Genomic DNA, 3,992 nt, shown 5'->3' on the forward strand with positions numbered 1-3,992 from the left:
GAGCGCTACCAGGGCGCCTTCATCTCGCCCAGTGCGTTCCGGATGGTCCGGGTGCCCGCCATGCTCGGCCGCGCTTTCACCGAGGACGAGGCCCGGCCCGACGCGCCCGGCGTCATCCTCCTCGGATACAACGTCTGGAAGAACCGCTTCGCGAGCGACCGTTCCATCGTCGGGCGCAGCGTTCGCGCCAACGGCCAGACGGTGACGGTGATCGGGGTGATGCCGGAGGGCTTCAAGTTCCCGATGGCGGAAGAGTTGTGGCTGCCGCTGCGGCTGGACCCCATCAGGCTCAAGCGCGGTGACGGGCAGTCACTGGAGGTGTTCGGGAGGCTCAAGCCGGGGGTCTCTGAAGACCGGGCGATGCTCGAATTCACCACGATCGCCCGGCGCCTGGCCGAGCAATATCCCGAGACCAACAAGGGCGTGGGCGCGGTGATGAAACCTTACACTGAGGAGTACATCGGCGAAGAGCCGCGCGCCCTCCTGTTCACGATGCTGGGGGCGGTGTTCGCCGTGCTCCTCATCGCGTGCTCCAACGTCGCCAACCTGCTGCTCGCCAGGGCGGCGGTGCGCACCAAGGAGGTCGCGATCCGCACCGCCCTGGGCGCCAGCCGCTGGCGCGTCGTCTCACAGCTTCTCGCCGAGGCACTCGTGCTCTCTGCGGTGGGCGCGGTCATGGGCATCGGCATCGCGTGGGTCGGCACCACGCTCTTCAACAACGCCATCGCCGACACGCAGCCGCCGTTCTGGATCGACATCCGCCTCGACGGGACCGTGCTGCTGTTCGTCTCCGCCATCACTCTCGTCTCGACCCTCATCGCCGGCACGCTTCCGGCGCTCCAGGCCACCGGCGCCAACGTGAACGAGGTGCTCAAGGACGAGTCGCGCGGCTCCTCGAGCTTCCGGTTAGGGAAGTTCAGCAAAGGCCTGGTGGTGGCGGAGATCGCGCTCTCGTGCGGCCTGCTCGTCGCGGCCGGGCTGATGGTGAAGAGCGTGGTGAAGCTCAAGACCTTCGACTACGGCGTCTCCACGCGAGACGTGTTCACCGCCCGGATCGGCCTCTTCGAGGCGGCGTACCCCGATTCGCTCAAGCGCCAGCAGTTCTGGAGCGGCCTGGTCCAGAGGCTCGAGTCCAAGCCCGGCGTGCGCGGGGTCGCGCTGACCAGCCGCCTGCCGGCGCTCGAGACGGGCACCGAGTACGTCGCGATAGAGGGCAAGGCGTACGCGACCGAGCGCGACTACCCCGAAGCACGGACCGCGGTCATCACGCCGAGTTACTTCCAGACCTTCGGCGCCGGCATCGCGCAGGGGCGCGACTTCACGACCGCGGATGACGGCGCGGCCCAGGCCGTCACCATCGTGAACCAGAGCTTCGCGGGCCGCTTCTTCCCGGGCGAGAGCGCCGTCGGGCGGCGCTTCCGTACCGGCCGGAAGGACTCGCAGGCGCCGTGGCTCAACGTCATCGGGGTGGTGCCGGACCTCAGCATGCACGGAACCGACAGCTCCACCTTCCAGGGCTTCTACGTCCCGCTAGCCCAGCGCGATGCGCGGTTCATCAGCGTCGCGATCCGGGCGCAGGGAGACCCGATGGCGATGGCGCCAATGGTTCGCGCCGAGGTCGCCGCGATGGATCCCGACCTCCCCATCTACTTCGTGATGACCGCGCAGCAGCAGATAGACCAGAACACCTGGTTCTACGGCGTCTTCGGCACGCTATTCATGGTCTTCGGCTTCGCGGCGCTCTTCCTGGCGACGGTCGGCGTCTACGGCGTGATGTCGTTCGCCGTCAGCCGTCGCACCCAGGAGGTGGGTGTGCGGATGGCGCTGGGCGCCGACGCCGGCGACGTGCTTCGCCTCTTCCTGAAGCAGGGCGCCATCCAGGTGGGTACGGGAGTGACGATAGGCCTCGGTCTCGCGTTCCTGCTGTCGCGGATGCTGCGCATCATCCTGTTCCGCGTGGAGCCGACCGACCCGGTGATGTTCGGCGCGATCACCATCGTCCTGGCGGCCACGGGCCTGCTGGCGTGCTTCATCCCCGCCCGTCGCGCGACGCGCGTGGATCCGATGGTGGCTCTCAGGTATGAGTGACTCGGTAGCGTTGCAGAGTTGCAGAGTTGCAGCGGTGGGCAGTAATTAGGCGTCGGGAGGGCAGACTGTCCCCGGTCGCCTGATACCTGGCAACCGCTGCAACTCTGCAACTCTCCAACCCTACGGACGCCTGATCCCCGACCATCTGGAGATCCCGCCTTGCGCATCCTCACCGGCACCAGCGGCTACAGCTACAAGGAATGGAAGGGCCACTTCTACCCTTCCGACCTCAAGGCCGACGAGATGCTCCGTTTCTACGGCGAGCGGCTCAAGACCGTCGAGATCAACAACACGTTCTATCGGATGCCGAAGGAGAAGGTGCTCCTCGACTGGGCCGCGCAGGTGCCCGACGGCTTCACCTTCGTCCTCAAGGCCTCGCGCCGCATCACCCACATCAAGCGTCTCAAGGAGGTCGGCGAGGAAGTGCGCTACCTCCTTCAGACGGCGAACGTCCTTGGCAGGAAGCTCGGCCCTACGCTCTTCCAGCTCCCACCGAACCTGAAGAAGGACCTGCCGCGCCTGACGGACTTCCTTGCGCTCATCCCGAAGACCTGGCGCGCGGCGATGGAATTCCGTCACGAGTCGTGGTTCGACGACGAGACGTACGCCGCGCTGCGTGCGCACGACGTCGCGCTCGTCTATTCGGATGAGGACGAGGAGAAGGAGCCGCCGTTCGTCTCCACGGCGAGCTGGGGCTACCTTCGCTTGCGGCGCGGGAACTACGATCTAGGGGAGTGGGCGAGGCGCGTGAAAGCTCAGCCCTGGAGCGACGCGTTCGTGTTCTTCAAACACGAGGAAGCGGGAGCCGGGCCGAAGATGGCGGCCGAGTTCGCCGACCTCACAGCTTGACACCGTCACCGGCATATTATTGCGTCACGTGGTTTGTCCCCGCGGCAATCGAAAGGTCATCGTGAGAAACCTTCTGATCCTCGTGATGGTAGCGTTCGCCTTCGTGGTGGTCGCGCCGCGGCCCGCACGCGCGCAGGCGACGCGAGCGGACTCGGCCGCCGTGCTGCTCGACGCCGCCAAGCAGCTGGAGGCCCAGGGCCAGCGCGCCGCGTCGCAGGCCCTCCTCGCGCAGCTGCTCCAGCGCTTCGCGGATACCCCGGCAGGGATGGAAGCGGCGCGCATGGTCGCGAGCCGCCCGGCCTCACCGGAGGGCAGCGGACGCTTCCGGCTGGTGGCCTTTGGCACGCTCTACGGCGCGTGGCTCGGCCTCGCGCTGCCGGCAGCGGCAGGGGCGGAAAGCTCGGCGCCGTACGGCGTCGGCCTGCTCGTCGGCGGCCCGGCGGGACTGATGCTGGCCAATGGGTACGCGCGGGCGCGGCAGCCCACGGCGGGCCAGGCGGATGCCATCGTACTCGGCGGGCGATGGGGGACGTGGCAAGGCCTGGGATGGCTCCTGGCCACCACCACCGACGTTGGCGACCGGGCACCGTTCCGAGCCATGGTCGCGGGCGGGGTCGGCGGGATCGTTGCCGGCCACCTCGTCGCGACCCGGCGCCGGCCGAGCGCGGGACAGGTCACCTTCGCCTCGCACGGGGCCGACTGGGGCACCTGGTTCGGCATCGTCGCCGTGGTGCTCGCCGACATCGAGGATGACGCCGCGTTCCGAACGATCCTCGCTGTCGGCGACGCCGGCCTGATCGCCGGGGCTCTGGGCGCGCCGCGGGACGTCAGCAGTGGCCGGGTGTGGCTGACCAGCGCGATCGGTATCGCCGGGGCAGCGGCGGGGTTCGGCATCGACCTCCTCGTGCAGCCCGACAACGACAAGATGGCCCTGCTCATCCCCGCGATCGGCAGCGCCGCAGGCCTCCTCTACGGCTGGCACGTCACCGACGACGTCGATGCCCGGCGTCGATCGCCGGCGTCGCCCGGCCGGCCGGGCGAGGCGGCGCTGCTGC

The 3,992-nt window shown here is 68.5% G+C and carries 3 protein-coding genes; all 3 read left to right on the forward strand.

Annotation, left to right across the window (positions count from 1 at the left end):
- Positions 1-2,088 (forward strand): ABC transporter permease (locus Q8Q85_11710; protein ID MDP3774920.1); only part of this gene is annotated, 2,088 nt, incomplete at its 5' end.
- A gap of 159 nt (positions 2,089-2,247) precedes the next feature.
- Entirely contained in the window at positions 2,248-2,937 is a 690-nt protein-coding gene (locus tag Q8Q85_11715) for a DUF72 domain-containing protein (protein MDP3774921.1), read from the forward strand.
- A gap of 61 nt (positions 2,938-2,998) precedes the next feature.
- Positions 2,999-3,992, forward strand: a 994-nt coding sequence (locus Q8Q85_11720) for a hypothetical protein (protein MDP3774922.1), incomplete at its 3' end; no start/stop codon positions are given.

It is taken from the genome of Gemmatimonadales bacterium, from assembly GCA_030697825.1.
In the GTDB taxonomy this organism is placed as follows: Bacteria; Gemmatimonadota; Gemmatimonadetes; order Gemmatimonadales; family JACORV01; genus JACORV01.